Source organism: Bradyrhizobium sp. 63_E2_N1_3 (genome assembly GCF_052076005.1).
GTDB lineage: Bacteria > Pseudomonadota > Alphaproteobacteria > Rhizobiales > Xanthobacteraceae > Bradyrhizobium > Bradyrhizobium barranii.
Genome location: NZ_CP197235.1, coordinates 2,267,996 through 2,288,107, shown reverse-complemented (window position 1 = coordinate 2,288,107; position 20,112 = coordinate 2,267,996). Strand labels below are relative to the sequence as shown.

The window sequence follows — 20,112 nt, the reverse complement described above, 5'->3', positions numbered from 1 at the left end:
AATGCGGTATCCGGAGGGGACATCTGCCGGACTGGCTCACGCAGGGCGATGGCAGGGAAACCCTGCCGTCGCCGCTGACGCCTCTCGCAACCTCAGCCGTGCAGCGCCGGCGCGAGCTGGGCCTGCTGCGCGACCGCCGGATCGGTGATCAGGGTGCCGCCGTGCCCGTCCGAGGACAGCGCGAAGTCGGCCGCGCTGTACTGACCGAGCAAGTGCAGCGTCGCGACGTGGGTGCCGTCGGAGACCGTCAGCGTGCCGCCGGTGTTGTCGTTGTTCTGCGCATAGGCCATCGACGTCAGACCGTCGCTGAACAGGATGTCGCCGAGATCGAGACTGTCATGGTCCTGCCAGCCGGAGATCGTTCCCGTGAAGGCCGACGCCTGGGCCAGCACCAGCGAGGCATTGGGACCGGCGAAGATCACGTCGTCGATCGTGCCGCCCGCATGGACAAAGGCGAGCGCGCCCGAGCCGATCGTGGTGTCATCCGCGCTGCCGCCGGCCTGCACGTACTGCGTGCCGGACAGGACCGTCGTGCCGGTCGCACTGCCATACACATATTGCACGCCGCCGTTGACGATGGTGGCGTTGGCGGCGCCCCAATCGACCTGGACTCCGCCGGCATTGATCGTGGTACCGGTCGCCGTGCCGTCGGCGTACACGCTCTGCTGGCTGCCGGCGTTGACCGTCGTGATCGACGCGTTGCCGTGGAGATACTGGAGGGCACCATTGCTGATCGTGGTCTGGACCACCGTGCCGCCATAGACCGACTGGACGCCGCCATCCATGGTGGTGTTGATCGCGGTTCCACCCAGATAGACGTCCTGCCCGCCGCCATGGATCGTCGTGTCCGAGGCCGTGCCGCCGCCCTCGACGGCCTGCAGGCCCGAATTGATCGTCGTGAGGCTCGCCGAGCCGAACACGTACTGACCGCCGCCGTTGATCGTCGTGATGATCGTGAAGCCCCAATCGATCTGGATGCCGCCGGCATTGATGGTGGATCCGGTCGCACTGCCGTCGATGTAGACGTTCTGCTCACCCCCGGCATTGACGATGGTGTTGAAAGCATTGTTGTGAACGTGCTGGAAGCCGCCATTCGCGACCGTGGTCTGGATCGCAACGCCGAAGACGTTCTGGGTGCCACCGTCCACGGTGGTGTTGGTCGCGATACCACCGCCAAGGATATCCTGGTCGCCGCCGGCCTCGATCGTCGTGCCGTCGGCCGAGCCGCCGATCTGGATGTACTGATTGCCCGAGATCACGGAGTTCGAGGCCAGACCGAACACCAGCTGCGCGGCGCCCGCGGCAACCACCATTCCATTGGCCGCGCCCTCCAGCACGACCGCCGCGCCGCTCTCGACCTGGATGTCGGAATAGCCGGCCGCGTCCTTGATCCGCCAGACGCCGCTCTGGACGTCGAGCTTCTCGACATTGACGACGGTGCCAAGGAGCGAACCGGAGCCACTTCCCGACAGCACCAGCGTGTCGACGCCGTCGCCGCCGTCGATCGTGCCGGTGACGATCGAAGCGGTGGCGAGATTGATGCTGTCGTCGCCTGCGCCCATCGAGACGTCGCCGATGATGGAGCCGCTGTTGGTGAGCGTATCGTTGCCGCCGTCGGTGGCGACGCTGCCGAAAATGCTGCCCGTGTTGATGACGGTGTCGCCGAAGGTGCCGACGATCGAGATCGCCTCGCCGTTGTTGCCGCGGATCGTGCCGTCATTGATGATGGTCATGACGCCGAAGGCGCTACCGTCATTGCTGTCGTCCACGGTGATCGCGCGCTGGTCACTGATGATCAGGCCGCCCACCTCGTTGTGGACGAAGCCGCCGCCAATCGCGAGCGCCTCGTTGAGGCCGTTGGCGCCGCTGGTCAGGCCGACCGCCGCGATCGTCCCGAAATTGTCGATCGAGACCAGGCCGTCGACATCGACGCCGTCGGCGTCAGCACCGCCGACCGCCGTGCCGGTGATGGTGCCGCGGTTGGTCACTGTTGTCGTCGTGTTAGCCGCGCTGTCCATGTTGATGCCGGAGCCGCTGCGGCCGATGATCGTGCCGTCGTTGTTGACGGTGATCGGCTGGTCGCCGGTGATGGCGTGGCGGGCGCCGTCGATGATTCCGCCGGCGTAGTTGTTGACCACGCCGCCGGTGTTGACCGACTGGAAGTCGATCGCGTCGTTGCCGGACGAGGCCGCCGAGGCATTGTGGCTGACGATCTGGCCGTAATTGTTGATGGTGGCGTTGGCGCCGGGCCGGATCGCGTCGGCATCGGCCGCCGAGATCACGCCGGTTGCCGCGTTGTTGATGACGGCATTGGCGCCGCTCGAATTGATGTCGTCGAGATCGAGCGCCTGGCCGGCATTGCTGCCGGTCCCCGTCGACGAGATCGTGCCCTCGTTGTTGACGGTGAAGGTGCCGCTCTTGCCCGAGACCAGGTTCGAGATCTTCACAGCGTCCTTGGTCGCGGTGATGGTGGCGCCGGCCTTGTTGTTGATGGTGAGGCTGCCGCTGGTCGAACCGCTGGTGGCGATCGCGCGGCTGGTGCCGGTGATAGTGCCGGAATTGTCGACCAGTGTGCCGGGCGAGGTGCTGCCGCCGATCCAGGTGACCGGGGTCGAGCCCGACAGGGTCGCGCCGGCGAGGACGGTCAGATGATCATTGTTCGCCAGCGTGATCGGGTTCGACGAGTTGCCGGAGACGAGAGTGCCGTCGTCATTGGCGATGGTGCCGGTCGCCGTCGCGGTGCCGATCGTAACCGCCGCGCCCGGATTGCTGGCGCTGGTGAGCGTGAGCGTAAAACTCTCGTCGGGCTCCGCGGTGGTGTCGCCTGAGATCGTGATGGTGATTGTCGCCGAGGACGCACCGTCGGCGAAGCTGCCGCTGAAGGTCGCGGCCGGCAGCGTGCCGCCGAAATCGGCTGCATCGGTGGTGCCGGCGGCGAAGCTGCCGGAGAAGCTGAGCACGCCGGTGGTGCCGCCGGTGCGCGCAATGGTGAAAGTCATGGTCTTGGTGCCGCTCTGCCCCTCGGCGACCGACACGCTCGCCGGCGAGAACGAGATCGTCTGCGTGGCTGGAGCCGCAACGGTGAAGGCGGTCGTCGGGAACGGCGCGTCGGGCGTGGTGCCGTCGGTGCTCTGGTCGCCGCTGCCGTTCTGGGTCGCCCAGTTGGCGGAGTTGCCGATCGCGGCGAGGTAGTCCGCAAAGCCGGCAAGGCCCGAGCGCGGGCCGTTATAGCCGACGATGTCGAGGCCGCCGGTGAAGCTGACCGCGGTCTGGCCGGCAACGAGGCCGGTGCCGGTCAGCGTGCCGTCCGAGGTCGCATAACCGACATTGGAGATCGCGGCGAGAAAGGTCGGCGCCGTCGAGGTGCCGACATAGGCGTAGACGACCTCGCTGTCGTTGGACAGGCCGGTATTGTTGGCGTTGGTGAAGGTCGCCGAGCCGGCGCTGGTGCCGAACGTGCCCTTGCCGATGTTGTTGATGTCGATGACGGTGCCGGCGGGAATCGCGCCGGTCGCGGTCCAGGCGATCGTGCTCTCAGCATTGCTGCCGGTGGCGAAGGCGGAGCCGTTCCAGTTGCTGTCGGTGAAATTGATGACAGTGCCCTGCGGGATGTCGGTCAGGGCGACAAAGGACAAATTATCGTTGCCGTCACCGTTGAAACCGGTGAAGGCGATCGAACCAGCGGAAAGGGGCATTCCAAATTCTCCAGCAGCAAGGGCGCGCGACGCTGCCGGTTAATGGAATGTTAACATGACATGTTAATAACATATTTATTGCGATGCACCCCCACATGACGGGATCGTGTGCCAAACGAAAAACGCGGCGCCAAAGACGCCGCGTTTGCCGATGAATTGACGAGGATGAAGCGTCAGCTCGCCGCTGCCGTCGTCACCGTATCGCGCTGGCGCTTCATGACGATCTTGTTGAGCGCGCCGAGATAGGCCTTTGCCGAGGCCACCAGCGTATCCGGATCCGCTGCGCGTGCCGTCATGGAACGGCCGTCATGGGACAGCCGCACCGAGACTTCGGCCTGCGCGTCGGTGCCTTCGGTCACCGCATGGACCTGATACAGCTCGAGCTTTGCCTCATGCGGCACCAGCGCCTTGATGCAGTTGAACACCGCGTCGACCGGCCCGTTTCCTTCGGCTTCCTCGATCCTGATCTGGCCGTCGACGTCGAGCTTCATGGTCGCGCGCTGCGGGCCGTGGGTGCCGGCGATCACGGTCAGCGAGGTCAGCTTGATGCGGTCGTGGGAGGCCGCCATCTCCTCGTCGACCAGCGCCTCGATGTCCTCGTCGTAGATGTCCTTCTTGCGGTCGGCCAGTGCCTTCATCCGCGTGAACGCATCCTCCAGCTGGTTGGCGCCGAGCTTGTAGCCCATCTCCTCCAGCTTGTGCACGAAGGCGTGGCGGCCGGAATGCTTGCCGAGCACCAGCGACGACTGCTTCAACCCGACCATCTCGGGCCGCATGATCTCGTAGGTCGAGGCGTCCTTCAGCACGCCATCCTGATGGATGCCGCTCTCATGAGCGAAGGCGTTGCGGCCGACGATCGCCTTGTTGTACTGGACCGGGAACGAGGTTGCGGCCGACACGACCTTCGAGGCGCGCGTCAGCTGCGTGGTGTCGATCTTGTTCCACCACGGAAACACGTCGTTGCGGACGTTGATGGCCATCACGACTTCCTCGAGGGAAGCGTTGCCAGCCCGCTCGCCGATGCCGTTGACGGTGCACTCGATCTGCCGCGCGCCGCCGGCAATGCCGGCCAGCGAATTCGCCACGGCCATCCCGAGGTCGTTATGGCAATGAACCGAGAATACCGCCTTGTCGGAGTTCGGCACGCGCTCGATCAGCGTGCGCATGAAACGGGCATATTCCTCGGGCGTGGTGTAGCCGACGGTATCGGGGATATTGACGGTGGTCGCGCCGGCCTTGATCACGGCCTCGACGATGCGGCAGAGATAGTCCATCTCGCTGCGGGTGGCGTCCTCGGCCGACCATTCGACGTCGTCGATCTGGTTGCGGGCGCGGGTCACGTTGGCGATCGAGAGCTCCATCACCTGCTCCGGCGTCATGTTCAGCTTGACGCGCATGTGCAGCGGCGAGGTCGCGATCACGGTGTGGACGCGGCCGCGCCTGGCGAATTTCACCGCTTCGGCGCAGCGGTCGATGTCCTTCGGGTTGGCACGCGACAGGCCGGCGATCACCGAGTTCTTGGAGCGGCGGGCGATCTCGCTGACGGCCTGGAAGTCGCCTTCGGAGGTGATCGGGAAACCGGCCTCGATGACGTCGACGCCCATGTCGTCGAGCATCTCGGCGATCTCGATCTTCTCCTCGAACGTCATGGTGGCGCCGGGGCACTGCTCGCCGTCGCGCAGCGTGGTGTCGAAAATGATGACGCGGTCCTTATCGGACTTGTTCACGGGGGCCATTGCAAAATTCCTTTTGAGCTTTTTTGCGCCGTCAGTCTGCTGGGCGCTTGAGGTGTCCGGTGATCTCGACCAACCCCTGAGCGCCCAGGCGCGTGGCGCCCAGCCGGCCCTCAGGGGCAAGTAAGAAGAAGGCCGCCAATCAGGAGGGTGGGCAGCAGCGCGGCCGGGATCGTGGCGGCGGCCAGAGCCACCTCCCCCGAAATCCCATCGATTTGGCCGCGAATCAGCATTGCCAGACCCTTTTGAGCCCTCAAATCCTCGGTCAAAACCGTTGACGGTTGGTTGCCGGGAGGCTCGATGCGCCGTTTCTAGACGAGAAATGGCCGCAACCGCAACGCCAAAAGATGGTCAGGAGGACTGACCTGCCGCCAGATCTGCAATGTACGGCGCGACGACCGGTCCGTCATCGCGCGGCTCATACGGCAAATCCGAATTACGTAGGCTGGAAATACGACGGTGTCGCCGGGCAGCGCGAGGGACCCACGAGACCGGAGCGATATACGGGAAGGTCGTCCGGATGTCGCACCCCGTACCCGCGTTGCGGTCAGGCTATCCCGCGCGGCGGGCGCGGGCCCTGCTCTCCCACCGATCCAGCATCTGGCCAAGCTCGCCGGTGGCCGGGGGCACGATCTCGTTGGTGTTGGCGGGTGCGGCGGCGCGGAGCCAACCCGGCTCGGTATATTCGCGCCAGCGGCGCGCCTCCGCGCGTCGTTTGCGGGAGGCGAGATCGCGGGTGAAATAGCCGGCGGCGAACGCGATGGCGAGCGCAATGACCAGTGCGACAACGGCTAACACAATGAACTCCGGCTGATACCCCGGAAACGTTCTGCCATCATCGCGCGTGAGGTCAAGGCTTGACAGGTCCTAAAAACGGCACCGGTTAACCGCGCAAAGCGCGACGACATGCCCCGAACGACGAGACCGGGACGAATTGCCGCTTCTGCCCTCGCCTCGCCGCAATGCCGCCGCGTTCCAGCCTTCGCAAGCCTGCCATCGCGCGGAGGATGCGCACCTGCCCCTCGCAACCGGCCGCGGACCGGACTAACCTTCGCCCGCTCGGCCGGATCAACCGGCCAGCCGAACATAACCGGGAGGACGCGATGAAACGCCCAGAGCAGCGTGACCAGGATGCTGCGCTTTCACGACGAACACTTGTGCGGGGACTTGCGCTCGGCGCTGCGGCGACCGTGGCCGGCCCTGCGCTGGCCCAGACCGGACCTGCCGCCCCGCCAACGACGATCACCACCCCGCCGCGCGATTTCGGCCCCAACGGCGCGCCGACGACTTATTTCTCGGACCCCGACATCATCACCGTCGATCCGTCCTTCGACGATCTGGCGCAGCCCAACACCGCGATCAAGCGCCTCTACACCGGCTTGTTGTGGGCCGAGGGCCCGGCCTGGAGCGCGCAGGGCCGTTATCTCCTCTGGAGCGACATCCCCAACAACCGGCAGATGCGCTGGACCGAGGACGACGGCCGCGTCAGCGTGTTCCGCACGCCCTCCAACAATTCCAACGGCAACTCGTTCGACTTCCAGGGCCGGCAGCTTTCCTGCGAACATCTGACCCGGCGGGTGACGCGCTACGAGCATGACGGTACCGCCACCGTGCTCGCGGATTCGTACCAGGGCAAACGCCTGAACTCGCCGAACGACATCGCCGCGCATCCCGACGGCAGCTACTGGTTCACCGACCCGCCCTATGGCGGCCAGCTCTATGAAGGCGAGCCCGACGTGGCGGGCGGCCCGAGCAATGCAGGCGGCAAGCTCAATCCGCGGATCGGACAGCCGGCCGGCTTCGTGCCGGGCAAGCGCGAGCTGCCCACCAACTGCTATCGCATCGATCCAAGTGGCCGCATCGACCTCGTCGTCACCGAGGACCAAGTGCCCGATCCCAACGGCCTATGCTTCTCACCGGACTACAAGAAGCTCTACGTCGCCTCGACCGGCAAGGGACCGGGTGACACCGGGCCCGGCGGCAAGGGCGAGATATTCGTGTTCGACGTCGGCGCCGACAACAAGCTCTCCAACGTGAAGAAGTTCAGCGACTGCGTGATCGACGGGGTGAAGTGCGGGCCCGACGGCCTGCGCTGCGACGTCAACGGCAATGTCTGGTCCTCCAGCAACGCCGGGCGCGCCGTCGGCTATAGCGGTGTGACGGTGTGGTCGCCGGCGGGCAAGCTGCTCGGCCGCATCCGCCTGCCGGAAGTGTGCGGCAATGTCTGCTTCGGCGGCCCCAAGCGCAACCGCCTGTTCATGGCCGCGAGCCAGTCGCTCTACGCCGTGTACACGGCGACGCAAGGCGCCGGCCCAGGCTGACGCGGGACGAGCAGGATCACGACACGGCGCCGGCGTGCCCCGCCGGCGCCGAATGATGCTGTATTGCTCGTTTGAAGCGACCCAGCATTATCCCCATTCGTGAAGATGCATCTCATGCGGCTTTACGCCCAGCAGGTCGATGGTCTCGGAGCCGACCTGCAACAGCGTTCCGCCATGATGGTCAGATGATTTCGTGACGTGAACGTCGTTCGAAAATTGCAGTTTGTCCTGTTTGGGATCGAAGTCGGTGATGACCGCGGTGTTGTGCTTACCTGCGAGAACACCAAGGTCGAATTCGAATGTGTCGGCACCGGCACCTCCGGTCATGGTCATGCGGCCGGCCGCGGCGACCAGCGTGTCATCCAGATCTCCGCCGGTCAGGGTATCCCTGCCGGGAGATCCGACCACAAGCTGCGCCATGCCTGCTGCAGCCTTTTCTCCGGTCGGGTCTACGCCGCCCAGCGTGCCGCTGTGCCGCTCGGTGGCGACGAAGGCATCGCTCTGCATCGCAGTGGTATCGGTGTCGCGCAGAATGAGGTCCGACAGCGTGGTGTTCTTTATCTCATTCAGGGTCTGCTTATCGAAGCCCTGGTTCTCGAAGTAGTAGCGATCGCCGTCGCGCAAAGCGGCGAACTGGTCGGCGATGATTATGCCGAAGGTGGGCCCGATGACGGCTCCTGGCGCATGATCCTCAGCCAATCCACCGGCCCACAAATCGACGGCATCGATCGAACCATAGGCTTTCTCGAACGCTGCTGCCGTCGCCGGATCAGAGCTGAACTGATCGAAGCTGGTGTAAGGCGCAAGCCCCAGCGCCTCCCGGGTTTGGTTCAGTGTACCCAGCCCAAGATCATGGCCGCGTTGGATATTGATCGCGGCCAGATCCATGCCGTCCGGAGGATCGAACAGGAGGTTTCGCAAGCCATCGACAATGTGAGCGTCCAGCGGGTTGGCCAGGTCCCCCGACAGATGCCGCAGCAGGCCATCCGCACCAGTCGCCTTGAAAGTCGCCGTGTCTTCGAAGAACGATTGCGCCAGCGTCTGCTCCGACGTAAAGGCGCCCAGATTGCTGGTCGCACTGATCTCGTCGGAGACGATGGAGTGACCGAAGCGAAAGGCCGCACCGGCAAACTCTTCGGTGATCCGCGCGTCCGCCGTGCGGTCATAGCCTTGGTACGGCTTGATGGCGCCCTCGCCCAACAGATGCGGCAGGAACTCGTTGTAGGTGATGTTGACCATCTCGGCCGTGGTGATGGCCTTGGCCGTCTCGTATAGCTTGTCGCCGCTCCAGTTCGGATGGTCCTCGTGCAGTCGATCGACCTGGTAATTGTGCTCGCGCACAAACAAGACTTGCAAGGCGGTCAGGTCGGGATTCTCCTGCGCCCGTACGTCACCGGCCGCAAAGACGTTGCCGTGCTCGGTCTCGACGATCGGGAGATTGTCTCCCGCCGACACCTTCATATGGCCGTCGGCCGTTCGCAGGCTCGCTGCGGTGGCCGCGTCGGAACCGTAGATCTGCGATCCGTCCAGCCAACCCGTCACCGTATTGATCGCGGCTGCCGGGTGCCCGGTGACCCCCGTCGCAGGATCGATCGCCACCCGCGTCAACGGGATCATGCTGCCGGGCGGCAGAAACTCATCATCAGCCGGGACCTTGATCGAGATATCATCCGTGCCTGTGCCCTCCTTCTGCAGATCCAGATCGTGATCGATGAACTGGCCCCACGCATACATCATGCCTGACAGCGCGACGCCGGCGTCATCCACCAGATGCGGGCCTTCCTCGCCATCGCCAATATCCGTCTGCGCCACGAAAATGTTGCTGATCTCACGCGGATTCGGACCTCGCGTCATTTCATTGACCCCATCGACGAAATTTGCCGGCCCCAGCCGAGCAAAGTCGGTGTCGGCCTGGTTCAAGGTGGGATCCACACGATTGTTGTTGGAGCCGTCGATGCTGCGGAATCTGAGCGCCATGGTTTACCCTCCCCGTAGAGTGTCCGCCCCAGCGCCTGCTCCATTGGCGGCTTGCGGCATGACGCTTTTATGATTCTTTATGACGCTCGCATGATCGTTGAGTGACGACATTCGATATACGACAGAATTGCACCTCTAGCGGCGAAGCGGCAATCTTGGCCTGAATGATCGTGCCGAACAGGCGATGTTGCGCACATCAGCGCAGCACTATCCAAGGAACAAGCCATGCGCGTCATCATCTGCGGCGGCGGCGTGATCGGGGCCTGCACCGCCTTGTTTCTCCGGCGCCACGGCATCGACGTCATCGTGGTCGAACGGACCGAGGTCGCGGCCGCAGCCTCCGGCAAGGCCGGCGGCTGTCTGGCGCGTGACTGGTGCGCCGGCTCGCCGCTCGACGCACTCGCGCGGCGGAGCTTTGCGCTTCACGCGCAGCTGGCGCAGGAGATCGCCGGCGATTGGGGCTATCGCCCGATGACCGCATATAGCGGCTTTGTTGCGTCCGACGGCGATCCGCGCCGGAATGCACCATCCGCGCTCGGCTGGCTCGCCAACGGCGTCGTCATCGCGCAGCGCATCGGTACGACGCAGACGACTGCGATCGTTCATCCCCGCAAATTTACGTCGGCCGTGATGAACGCGGCAGTCGCGCAAGGCGCCAAGCTTCGCGTTGGCCGCATCACGGGCATCGCGCGCGACGCGAATGGGACGACCGCGAAGGGTGTCGAGGTCGAAGGCAGCCTCGTTGAGGCGGACGCCGTCGTGATCGCGATGGGACCATGGTCGCTGCTAGCCGCGCAATGGATGCGCCTGCCCGCCGTTTATGGCCAGCGCAGCCCGAGCATCGTGTACGACATCGGCCCCGACGTTCCGGCCGATGCGTTGTTCCTGGAGTATGACGAGGACGGCAGCGCCGTGTCGATCGAGGTCTTTCCACGCGCCGATGGCAGCACGCATATCACCGCACTCTCGGACATCGCGCCGCTGCCGCTCGATCCGGCGGCCGTAACGCCGGACGTCGATGCGATCGCGCGCCTGCAAATCATGTGCGAACGGCTGTCGCCACTGTTTCGTCCCGAAAAGATCATCGCGCAGCAGGCCTGCTTCCGACCGGTGACTGAGGACGGCTTGCCGTTGATCGGCAAGGTGCCGCGGAGCGAAGGCCTCTATGTTGCGACCGGGCATAATGTCTGGGGCATCCTCAATGCGCCCGCCACCGGCGAAGCGCTGGCGCAGCTGATCGCCAAGGATGCGACGCGTGTAGACTTGTCGCCATTCGATCCGGCCCGATTGAGGCCGCTCGATCCATCGTTGCTGCAAGCGCGCTGAACCGGCATCGCTGCGCGTCTTGTAGCCCGGATGGAGCCAGGCTACCGCTCGCTGGAAGGCTTCGACGCTCACGCATGCCCGCCGACAGAATCTGCATGCCTGCGCGCGTCATGAGTGTCTCGCACCTATCCTGCCCGCAATTTACGCAGCGCTAGACTTTAGTCCGTCTCTACCAATCCTGAACGCGGTTTCACTTGCCGAGAATGCCGTCGCCGTTATAGTTGCGACATAATGGCTCACAAGAGGCCTGTTCAAAGGGAGAGAACAACATGAAAAAACGACTCTCTGTTGCATTGCGAATGGCGCTCGGTGCGGCCGCAACAGGCGCGATGATGGCAGCGTCAGGCGCGGCACTTGCAGCCGATCCCCTCAAAATCGGCGTGATCGCGGAAGCGCAGGCGATCGCAGGCGCCTCCATTCCGCAGGCGGCGCAGCTTGCCGCCGACGAGATCAACGCCAATGGCGGCGTCGACGGCCGCAAGATCGAGATCATCTCTTACGACAATCATTCCTCGTCGGCGGATTCAGTGCGTGCGTTCCAGCGCGCGGTGAACGAGGACAAGGTCAACGTGGTCATCGCCAGCTATATCAGCGAGGTCGTGCTGGCGCTGGAGCCCTGGGCCTCGCGGCTGAAGACGCCGTTCGTCACGCCGGGTGCCGCCTCCAACGAGATCAGCAAGAGCGTTCACGCCGATTACGAGAAGAACAAATACACCTTCCACGGCTATCTGACCTCCGCCGCGCTGGCGCTCTCGGTCTGCGACGGCGCCAAGGACCTGCTCGTCGACAGGATGCACATGAAGACCGCGGTCATCATGAGCGAGGACGCCGCCTGGACCAAGCCGCTCGACGTCGGCTACGAGGAATGCCTGCCCAAGATCGGGCTGAAGGTGCTCGACCACATCCGCTTCTCGCCCGATACGACCGACTTCACGCCGATCTTCAACAAGATCGAGGGCTCCAAGCCCGATGTGATCATCACCGGCATCTCCCATGTGGGCGTGCAGCCGACCGTGCAGTGGAAGAACCAGCAGGTGCCGATCCCGATGTTCGGCATCTCCTCGCAGGCAACCAACGAGACCTTCGGCAAGGACACCAACCAGGCGGCCGAAGGTGTGCTCTATCAGGGCGTCTCCGGGCCCGGCGTCGCGGTGACGCCGAAATCGGTGCCGTTCGCGGAGAACTTCAAGAAGAAGTTCGGCAATTATCCCTCCTATGCCGGCTACACCGCCTATGACGAGGTCTACTACATCGCCGACGCGGTGAAGCGCGCCGGCTCGACCGACGCCGACAAGCTCGTCGCCGCGCTCGAGAAGACCGACTGGGAAGGCACGATCGGCCGCGTCCAGTTCTACGGCAAGGACGATCCGTTCACCCACTCGATCAAATATGGCAAGGGCCTGATCACCGGGCTGATGCTGCAATGGCAGGACGGCAAGCAGAGCGCGGTCTGGCCCAAGGACGTCGCCAAGGTCGACGTCAAGTTCCCGAGCTTCATCAAGCTCAGCAACTAGCAGGACATGCTCCCGGGACCACCTCCCGGGAGCTTCCACATGCGGCTCTCCGCAGCACCTTTCCTCAAAGCGGCAGCTCGGCTGCCACCCGGCCAATCATAGATGCGAGCTTTCCAGATATTGATCGATGGCTTTGCCATCAGCGCTCTCTACGCTCTCGGTGCCACCGGCTTCACCCTGATCTTCGGCGTCTCCGGCGTGCTCAACCTCTCCCACGGTGCCATCATGGTGGCCGCAGCGGTGGCGGCCTGGGCCGCTGCCAGCATTCTCAACGTCGGCACCTATGCCGGTGCACTGATCGGGGTCGCCGTCGCTCTCCTCACCGCCTTTGCGACCTATTTCGCAGTGGTGAAGCCCATTCAGGACTCCCGGCGCATCCCCAATGAGGAGAAGGAGATCTTCGTCCTCACGGGAACGCTGCTCTGGGGCATCATGATCCAGGAGCTGATCGCCTATTTCTTTACCAACAACGCCAAGACCGTGCTGCCGATCGTCGAGGGAGTCGTCGAGATCCTCGGCGTCCGCACGCCGAAGAACGAGATCTTTACGGCGATCGTGTGCTGCCTCGTCATCGCGCTGCTGTGGCTGCTCGTGAATCGCACCCGCACCGGCAAGGCGGTGCTGGCGGCGTCGATGAACCCGCGCGGCGTGACGCTACTCGGCCTCGAGCTCACCAACATCTACATCGTGGTGTGGGGGATCTACGGGATCCTCGCCGGCATCGCCGGCGTGCTGCTCGGGATGTTCCTGGGCGTCAGCTCCTACAGCGTCGGACCGCTGACGGCGAGCGCGTTCTCGATCGTGGTGCTCGGCGGCCTCGGCAGCGTCTCCGGCTCGCTGATCGCGGCCTTCGTCGTCGGCTATCTCGAAACGTTGACGGCCTATCTGGTCTCGCCGGCCTACCGCACCATTCCGGCGCTGCTGCTGCTCGTGTTCGTGATGTATATCCGGCCCCAGGGCCTTCTGGGGAGGCGCTGAGATGTCCACCTTCTTCACCTCCCGCCTGTTCTTCATCTCGGTCGCGCTCGTCATCATCGCGGCGACGCTGCCGCTCTACGTCTCCGGCTACGTGCTCGGCCTGCTTACCGTCGCGTTCTATTTCGGCGTGTTCGCGATGGCCTGGGACCTGCTGTTCGGCTTCGCGGGCGAGGTCAATTTCGGGCCCACCTTCCTGATCGGCGTCGGCGCCTACACCGCCGGCATTCTCAATGCCCAGTTCGGCTGGTCGGTCTATCTCTGCATCGTGCTGGGGGCGCTCGCCTCCGTCATCGCGGGCCTCGTGCTGGCGTTGCCGGCTTTGCGCGTGCGCGGGCCGTATTTCGGCCTAACCACGCTGGTCGCGGTGTTGATGTTGCAGAATTTCATCGTGGTGTTCGCCGATCTCACCGGCGGCGAGATCGGCCTGACCATCCCCGACGTCATCACCATCAACGCCGGCGCCAACTACTGGATCGCGCTCGGCTTCATGACGATCTCGGCGGCGATCCTCTACGGCCTGTCGCAATCCCCGATTGGCCTCGTGCTCCAGGCCAGCGGCCAGGATCCGGTGCAGGCCGGCGCGCTCGGCTTCAACATCATCAAGCACAAGCTTGCCGCCTTCATCGTCAGCGCGTTCTTCTCTGGTTTATCCGGAGCGCTGCTGGTGTTCTATTTCGGCACCGCCTCGGTCGGTACCGTCGTCGACGTCGCGGTCGGCGTGAACGTGATCGTCTCGGCCGTGCTCGGCGGCCGGCGCACCGTGCTTGGCGCGGCACTGGGCGCGATCTTCCTGATCGTCGCCGGTGAATTCCTGCGTCCCACCGGCGAGCTCGCGACCTTCATCGTCTCGGCGGTCGCGCTGCTCGTCGTGCTGTTCTTCCCCGGCGGCTTCCTCGGAGCGGCCCTCTCGCGTGAGGCGCGCTCGTGATGGATATGATCGCAAACCGGCCCGTGCTCGACGTCCGCGGCCTGACGAAACGCTTTGGTGGATTGACGGCGGTGAAGAACCTCGGCTTCGAGGTGAACGCCGGCGAGATCTTCGGCCTGATCGGGCCGAACGGCTCCGGCAAGTCGACCGCGATGAAGAGCGTGATGGGCATCGAGCGCCCGACATCGGGCGAAGTCATCTTCGAGGGCGAGAACGTCGCTGGCCTGCCCGCGCACAAGATCGCGCGCAAAGGCTTTGGCATGGTGTTCCAGCACTCGCGGCCGCTGAACCGGCAGACGGTGCTGGAGAACATCATGGTCGCGCTGCTGCCGGACAGCCTGTTCATGCTGTTCCCGGACAAGGCGCTGGTCGAGCGCGCCAAATGGATCGCGGACCGCGTCGGGTTGGGCAGCGTGATGAACCGCCGGCCGCCGACGCTGCCTTTCGCCGATCTGCGCCGGCTGGAGCTTGCGAAGGCGATCGCGCGTGACCCGAAGGTCGTGCTGGTGGACGAACCCTTTGCCGGGCTGACGCGGGCGGAGGTCGACGTCTTCTCCGACCTGATCCGCAGCTTTCGCGACGAGGGCCGCGCCGTGATGCTGGTCGACCACAACGTCAAGAGCGTTGCAGCGCTGGTCGACCGCGTGCTCGCGATGTATCTCGGAGAGGAGATCGTCACGGGCAAGGCCGACGACGTCATGAAGAACGAGACGGTGCGCCGGGTCTATCTCGGCGGCGCCATCGAAACCCATGCGCGGCCCGAGACCAGCTTCAAGGACAAGGTGCCGCTGCTCCAGGTCGAGAATGTCAGCGTGTTCTACGGCAAGGCGCAGGCGCTGGAGAACGTCTCGATCCACGTCCACGAGGGCGAGTTCGTCTCAATCGTCGGCCTCAACGGCGCCGGCAAGACCACGCTGTTCAACACCATCTCCGGCTTCCTGCCCTATAGCGGCGAGATCGTGCGCGGTGGCGACAAGTTGCGTGGCACGAGCCCGGCGAAGATCGCGCGCAGCGGCCTCGTGCAATGCCCGGAATCGCGCGAGCTGTTCGGCGAGATGAGCGTGCGCGAAAACCTCGATCTCGGCGGCCAGCATCTCTCCGACGACAAGCGCGCCGCGCAGCTCGCCTGGCTGTTCGAGCTGTTCCCGATCCTGAAGGAGCGCCAGGGCCAGATGGCACAAACGCTCTCCGGCGGCGAGCAGCAGATGCTCGCGATCGGCCGCGCGTTGATGATGCAGCCGCAGATCCTGATCCTGGACGAGCCGACGCTGGGCCTCGCTCCCGTCATCCTCGAGCAATTGTCCAAGGCGCTGACGAAGCTGCGGCAGACCACCGCGATCACGGTGCTGCTCGGCGAGCAGAACGTCACCTTCGCGCTGCCGCATGCCGACCGCGTCTATGTGCTGGAGCACGCCCGCATCGTCTGGGAGGGCGATCCCGGCCGCTTCGCGAGCGAAGCCGGCGCCGATTTTCTTTAAGTCCGTCAACATCAATAAAAAACATAGAAAGGGAAACGACCATGCGACCTTCAATCCTCGGCAGCAGCCTCCTCACCTCCGCGCTGGCGCTGTGCCTCGCCGCCCCCGCCTACGCGCAGTCGAACGATCCGATCAAGATCGGTGTCATCGCCGAAGTGCAGTCGATCGCGGGCGCTGCGACCCCGGGCGGCGCGCAGATCGCTGCCGACGAGATCAACGCCAAGGGCGGCATTCTCGGTCGCAAGGTCGAGATCGTCACCTATGACAACAAGAGCTCGTCGGCCGACTCGGTGCGAGCCTTCCAGCGCGCGGTGAGCGAGGACAAGGTGTCGGCCGTGATCGCGAGCTATATCAGCGAGGTCGTGCTGGCGCTCGAACCCTGGGCGGCGCGGCTGAAGATGCCGCTGATCACGCCGGGCGCCGCCTCGAACGAGATCACCAAGGCGATCCACAACGACTACGAGAAGAACAAGTACACTTTCCACGGCTATCTGACGTCGGCGGCGCAAGCCCAGCTCGTCTGTGATGCCGCCAAGGATCTGCTGGTCGACAAGCTCAAGTTCAAGACCGTCGCGATCATGAGCGAGGACGCCGCCTGGACGAAGCCGCTCGACGTCGGCTACGAGGCCTGCCTGCCCAAGGCGGGCCTGAAGGTCGTGGAGCATGTGCGCTTCTCGCCCGATACCACCGACTTCACGCCGATCTTCAACAACATCGAGGGCAAGAAGCCTGACGTGATCGTCACCGGCATCTCGCATGTCGGCGTGCAGCCGACGGTGCAGTGGAAGAACCAGCAGGTGCCGATCCCGATGTTCGGCATCAGCGCGCAGGCGCTGAGCCCGACCTTCTGGAAGGACACCAATGGCGCCGCCGACGGCGTGCCGTCGCTCGCGGTGGCGACGCCCGATGTCGCCGTGACCGCCAAGACGAAGCCGTTCGCGGCCGCCTTCAAGGCCAAGTTCGGCACGCCGCCGGCCTATACCGGCTACACCGCCTATGACGAGGTCTACTTCATCACCGAAGCGATCAAGCGCGCGGGCTCGACCGATCCCGACAAGATGGTCGCTGAACTGGAGAAGACCGACTACGAGGGCACGATCGGCCGCATCCAGTTCTACGGCAAGGACGACGAGTTCACCCACGGCATCAAGTCCGGTCCCACGACCGTGTCCGGCCTCGTCTTCCAGTGGCAGGACAGCAAGCAGGTCGTGGTCTGGCCCGAGAAGATCGCGGAAGGCAAGCTGAAGTTTCCAGCCTTCGTGAAGCTGTCGCAGTAACCGGCTCGTCCCGGCATCAGGCCCACCGCTCGTTCGCGAGCGGTGGGCTTTTTCTTTGTTCTTCAAGAATCTTTGTCCTTCAGGAAACATGCTGCGCCGCGGCCGGCCCGTAGCGACCTTGGGTCACGTTGACGTTTTGCCGCAACCTCCGCCATGTACCCCGCCGGTGATGAAGCGGAGCATCTCAGATGGACGCAAGCATCTCTCCCGGACAATCTCCCGCACCTCAAGATTTCGCCCAGATATTCAGGCTGATCGGTGGGTACCGCATTTCGCAGGCCCTGCGCGTTGCCGTCGAGCTTGGCATTCCGGATCACCTGGCGGCAGGCCCGCGCCATTGCGACGATCTGGCGACAACGACCGGAAGCCATGCTCCGACGCTTTACCGGCTGCTTCGCTTCCTGGCCGGTGCCGGCCTGCTCGACGAGACGTCTCCGAAGCAGTTTGCGCTGACACCTCTTGGGTCTACCCTCCGCGCCGATATCCCGGCTTCGATCTGTCCGGTGGTGCGGCTATGGCTCAGCGAGTCGCACTGGCAATCCTGGAGCCATCTTCTGCACTCCGTACAGACCGGCCAGCATGCCTTCGATCACGCACACGGGACGGGGATCTTCGACTATTTGCGCGAGGACGCCGAGCTCTCCGCGATTTTCAACGCGACGATGACAACCAGCTCCGCCCGGTTGGCCAATGCACTTCTCAAGCACTACGATTTTCACGGGATCGGCCGCATCGTCGATATAGGCGGCGGACATGGTTTCACGCTCACAACGATTCTGGCCGATCACCCGACCATGCAAGGCGTGCTGTTCGACCTTCCCGATGTCGTAGCCGGTGCTTCTCTGGAGGCGATTGGAGGCAGGAACCGATGTGAGATCATCGGCGGGAGCTTCTTCGAAACCGTTCCGGCAGACGCAGACGCCTACATCCTGAAGCAGATCATCCATGATTGGGACGACGATCAATCGCTGGCAATCCTGCGAAATGTTCGCGCGGCAATGCCAGGACATGCTCGGGTTCTGCTGATCGAACGACGGATCGAGCCAGATCATCGCGACGCCATGCGCGTGCTCCATATCGACATGGAGATGCTGGTCAATGTCTCCGGCATGGAGCGCACCGACGCCGAATATCGAACCCTGCTGGAGCAGGCCGGATTCCGATTGGCGAGGGTGGTGCCGTTGCTCGACGGCGCAGGCTTTGCGGTATTCGAGGCGATGCGCTCCGACACGAACTGAAGTCGGGCAGATCGCTCGATGCGTCTTCGCAGTTGCGTTCTGCGCCATGACCCGCCTATCGACCTTTCGCCATGTTGACTTTCCATCGTCCCGCTCCCCATAATTCGCAAAAAAATAACAAGACCAATCAACAGACGGGTTTTGAGGGAGGATAGGATGCCGACTTCACGCAGGCAGCTGCTGAAGAGCACTGCGGCTGCCGCCGCTGCACTCAGCCTCGATTGGACCCGGGCCCAGGCGCAAGCCGAGAATTTGCGCATTGGCCTGATCTACGACCTCACCGGCCCCTTCGCCGCCGGCGGCTCGGTCGCCTCGTCAATCGGCGCGCAGATCGCGATCGATCTCGTCAACGAGAAAGGCGGTGTCGGCGGCAAGACCAAGATTGCTCCGGTCGCCGCGGATTCCCAGAGCAAACCCGACGTTGCGATCAACGAGGCCGAACGCCTGATCAGTCAGGAGAAGATCGACATCATCAACGGCGTCTATGCGAGCTCGCATGCGGTGCCGCTCGCGGCCAAGGTCGAGCAGCAGAAGAAGATCCTCTGGATCACGACCGCGGTCTCGACCGCCGTGTTCAAGGACAAGAACCTACAATACGTGTTTCGAGCGCAGATCCATTCCGACCAATATGGCCAGGCCTTCGCGAGCTTCCTCGCCGAGCATGCGCAAGGCAAGCTCGGTATGGATCCGAAGGACGTCAAGGTCGCGCTGATCCACGAGGACGGCCCGTATGGCGTCGGCGTCGCGGCGGCCGACGAGGCCTATGCCAAGCAGGCCGGCATCCAGGTGGTGCTGCGCGAGGGCTACTCCGCCTCGGCGCCCGACCTGTCGGTGCTCGTTACGAAAATCAAGCGCGCCAAGGCCGACGTGATCTCGCATGCCGGTTACAACCCCGACATCACCCTGTTCCTGCGCCAGGCGCGCGAGAGCGGATTGCGCTTCAAGATGTTGTTCGGCGCCGGCGCCGGCTACAGCCAGCTCGACAAGCTGCGCGCGACCTTCGGCGCCGACATCGACAATTTCTGCAACATCGATCCGGTCCCCGCGCAATTGCTCGATCCCGCAAAGCTCGCACCGGGCATCGGCGATCTGACCAACGCCATGGTCACGCGCTACAAGGCCAGGACCGGCGCGACCGAAGTGCCGCCACACTGCTCGATGGGTTTCAACCAGACCTGGGTGCTGCTCAACAACGTGCTGCCGGTCGCCAAGGAGAAATACGGCAGCTTCGATCCCGAGGCCATCCGCAAGGCCGCGCTCGACGTCGACATTCCCGCCGGCGGCACCATCCAGGGCTACGGCGTCAAGTTCTTCCCGCCGGGCACGCCGCTGTCGGGCCAGAACGAGCGCTCGACGCCGGTGGTGATGCAGAACGCCGGCGAGCGCATCTCGGTGGTGTGGCCGACCAACATCCGCACGCAGGACCCGGTGTTTCCGCTGCCGAAGGGCTCGACCTACGGGGCGTGAGGTGATGCGGACGGTCTCTTCCCCTCTCCCCTTGTGGGAGAGGGTGGCTCGCCGCGTAGCGGCGAGGCGGGTGAGGGGTTATCTCCGCAAGCAAATCTCTTACGTTCGAACTCGCGGAGGGAGACCCCTCATCCGGCGCTCCGCGCCACCTTCTCCCACAAGGGGAGAAGGGATGGCAGC

The 20,112-nt window shown here is 64.2% G+C and carries 13 protein-coding genes; 9 read left to right on the top strand and 4 right to left on the bottom strand.

The window, feature by feature from the left end; genetic code table 11:
* Positions 1 to 92: 92 nt before the first annotated feature.
* The 3 genes from AB7531_RS10680 to AB7531_RS10670 form a co-directional block, all read right to left on the bottom strand.
* Entirely contained in the window at positions 93 to 3,695 is a 3,603-nt protein-coding gene (locus tag AB7531_RS10680; protein ID WP_063981682.1) for a beta strand repeat-containing protein, read from the bottom strand.
* 173 nt (positions 3,696 to 3,868) lie between these two features.
* Entirely contained in the window at positions 3,869 to 5,431 is a 1,563-nt protein-coding gene (locus AB7531_RS10675) for a 2-isopropylmalate synthase (protein WP_063981681.1), read from the bottom strand.
* Positions 5,432 to 5,980: 549 nt separating this feature from the next.
* Positions 5,981 to 6,226 carry a hypothetical protein gene (locus AB7531_RS10670; RefSeq protein ID WP_063981680.1) on the bottom strand — a complete coding sequence of 82 codons (246 nt, stop codon included), beginning with the start codon at positions 6,224 to 6,226 and terminating at the stop codon, positions 5,981 to 5,983.
* A gap of 305 nt (positions 6,227 to 6,531) precedes the next feature.
* Between AB7531_RS10670 and AB7531_RS10665 the strand changes: the two genes are divergently transcribed.
* Positions 6,532 to 7,749 (top strand): SMP-30/gluconolactonase/LRE family protein, encoded by a 1,218-nt coding sequence (locus AB7531_RS10665; protein ID WP_063981679.1) that lies wholly within the window; start codon positions 6,532 to 6,534, stop codon positions 7,747 to 7,749.
* Between the two features lie 87 nt (positions 7,750 to 7,836).
* Here the strand turns inward: AB7531_RS10665 and AB7531_RS10660 are convergent, their stop codons facing one another.
* Entirely contained in the window at positions 7,837 to 9,726 is a 1,890-nt protein-coding gene (locus AB7531_RS10660; RefSeq protein WP_063981678.1) for a peroxidase family protein, read from the bottom strand.
* A gap of 225 nt (positions 9,727 to 9,951) precedes the next feature.
* Between AB7531_RS10660 and AB7531_RS10655 the strand changes: the two genes are divergently transcribed.
* The 8 genes from AB7531_RS10655 (at position 9,952) to AB7531_RS10620 (ending at position 19,932) form a co-directional block, all read left to right on the top strand.
* The gene (locus AB7531_RS10655; RefSeq protein WP_063981677.1) at positions 9,952 to 11,052 is read left to right on the top strand and encodes an NAD(P)/FAD-dependent oxidoreductase; all 1,101 of its coding nucleotides are present in this window, start codon (positions 9,952 to 9,954) and stop codon (positions 11,050 to 11,052) included.
* Between the two features lie 299 nt (positions 11,053 to 11,351).
* Positions 11,352 to 12,566 (top strand): ABC transporter substrate-binding protein, encoded by a 1,215-nt coding sequence (locus AB7531_RS10650; RefSeq protein ID WP_245328639.1) that lies wholly within the window; start codon positions 11,352 to 11,354, stop codon positions 12,564 to 12,566.
* Between the two features lie 102 nt (positions 12,567 to 12,668).
* Positions 12,669 to 13,544 carry a branched-chain amino acid ABC transporter permease gene (locus tag AB7531_RS10645; RefSeq protein WP_063981675.1) on the top strand — a complete coding sequence of 292 codons (876 nt, stop codon included), beginning with the start codon at positions 12,669 to 12,671 and terminating at the stop codon, positions 13,542 to 13,544.
* Between the two features lies 1 nt (position 13,545).
* The gene (locus AB7531_RS10640) at positions 13,546 to 14,472 is read left to right on the top strand and encodes a branched-chain amino acid ABC transporter permease (RefSeq protein ID WP_063981674.1); all 927 of its coding nucleotides are present in this window, start codon (positions 13,546 to 13,548) and stop codon (positions 14,470 to 14,472) included.
* Positions 14,472 to 15,950 carry an ATP-binding cassette domain-containing protein gene (locus AB7531_RS10635; protein ID WP_063981673.1) on the top strand — a complete coding sequence of 493 codons (1,479 nt, stop codon included), beginning with the start codon at positions 14,472 to 14,474 and terminating at the stop codon, positions 15,948 to 15,950. The genes AB7531_RS10640 and AB7531_RS10635 overlap by 1 nt, the downstream gene beginning before the upstream one ends.
* 41 nt (positions 15,951 to 15,991) lie before the next feature.
* On the top strand, positions 15,992 to 17,227 hold the full coding sequence (locus tag AB7531_RS10630) for an ABC transporter substrate-binding protein (protein WP_063981672.1): 1,236 nt from the start codon (positions 15,992 to 15,994) through the stop codon (positions 17,225 to 17,227).
* 188 nt (positions 17,228 to 17,415) lie between these two features.
* Positions 17,416 to 18,465 carry a methyltransferase gene (locus AB7531_RS10625; protein WP_063981671.1) on the top strand — a complete coding sequence of 350 codons (1,050 nt, stop codon included), beginning with the start codon at positions 17,416 to 17,418 and terminating at the stop codon, positions 18,463 to 18,465.
* A gap of 156 nt (positions 18,466 to 18,621) precedes the next feature.
* Positions 18,622 to 19,932, top strand: a complete 1,311-nt coding sequence (locus AB7531_RS10620; protein ID WP_063981670.1) for an ABC transporter substrate-binding protein — start codon at positions 18,622 to 18,624, stop codon at positions 19,930 to 19,932.
* Positions 19,933 to 20,112: the final 180 nt, after the last annotated feature.

Bases quoted from the DNA above. Each gene is read 5' to 3' on its own strand.
- AB7531_RS10680 (WP_063981682.1), bottom strand. From the start codon at position 3,695: ATGCCCCTTTCCGCTGGTTCGATCGCCTTCACCGGTTTCAACGGTGAC.
- AB7531_RS10675 (WP_063981681.1), bottom strand. From the start codon at position 5,431: ATGGCCCCCGTGAACAAGTCCGATAAGGACCGCGTCATCATTTTCGAC.
- AB7531_RS10665 (WP_063981679.1), top strand. From the start codon at position 6,532: ATGAAACGCCCAGAGCAGCGTGACCAGGATGCTGCGCTTTCACGACGA.
- AB7531_RS10660 (WP_063981678.1), bottom strand. From the start codon at position 9,726: ATGGCGCTCAGATTCCGCAGCATCGACGGCTCCAACAACAATCGTGTG.
- AB7531_RS10655 (WP_063981677.1), top strand. From the start codon at position 9,952: ATGCGCGTCATCATCTGCGGCGGCGGCGTGATCGGGGCCTGCACCGCC.
- AB7531_RS10650 (WP_245328639.1), top strand. From the start codon at position 11,352: ATGGCGCTCGGTGCGGCCGCAACAGGCGCGATGATGGCAGCGTCAGGC.
- AB7531_RS10645 (WP_063981675.1), top strand. From the start codon at position 12,669: ATGCGAGCTTTCCAGATATTGATCGATGGCTTTGCCATCAGCGCTCTC.
- AB7531_RS10640 (WP_063981674.1), top strand. From the start codon at position 13,546: ATGTCCACCTTCTTCACCTCCCGCCTGTTCTTCATCTCGGTCGCGCTC.
- AB7531_RS10635 (WP_063981673.1), top strand. From the start codon at position 14,472: ATGGATATGATCGCAAACCGGCCCGTGCTCGACGTCCGCGGCCTGACG.
- AB7531_RS10630 (WP_063981672.1), top strand. From the start codon at position 15,992: ATGCGACCTTCAATCCTCGGCAGCAGCCTCCTCACCTCCGCGCTGGCG.
- AB7531_RS10625 (WP_063981671.1), top strand. From the start codon at position 17,416: ATGGACGCAAGCATCTCTCCCGGACAATCTCCCGCACCTCAAGATTTC.
- AB7531_RS10620 (WP_063981670.1), top strand. From the start codon at position 18,622: ATGCCGACTTCACGCAGGCAGCTGCTGAAGAGCACTGCGGCTGCCGCC.